Source organism: Adlercreutzia equolifaciens (assembly GCF_029076695.1).
Classification (GTDB): domain Bacteria; phylum Actinomycetota; class Coriobacteriia; order Coriobacteriales; family Eggerthellaceae; genus Adlercreutzia; species Adlercreutzia equolifaciens_A.
Genome location: NZ_JARFIK010000475.1, coordinates 1 through 295, shown reverse-complemented (window position 1 = coordinate 295; position 295 = coordinate 1). Strand labels below are relative to the sequence as shown.

The 295-nt window shown below is 45.4% G+C and carries 1 protein-coding gene; it reads left to right on the top strand.

The window, feature by feature from the left end; all coding sequences use genetic code 11:
- A partial coding sequence (locus PZH32_RS13240) for an NFACT family protein (RefSeq protein ID WP_275208719.1) occupies positions 1 to 295 on the top strand: 295 nt, incomplete at both ends.

Below are 295 nucleotides of genomic sequence, written 5' to 3'. Positions count from 1 at the left end.
CCGGACACGATGTCCAAGGCAGATCCTCTGACCGTGTCCTTTGAAGAATTTTCCTCACATCTGACCATAAAACCGATGCCTGTGTCAAAAGCAATCTATACAAGCTTTACCGGGATCAGTCCGGTCACTGCAGAAGAGATCTGCTCTCTGGCAGGAATGGATTCCTCTATCGCCGCCAAAGAATATTCTGAGGATCTTCTGCTGCATCTTTACACGCAGTTTTCTATTTATCTGTCTGCTGTAAAGGAGCATACTTTCACACCGGTTATTTATTTTAACGGATCAGAGCCAAAGG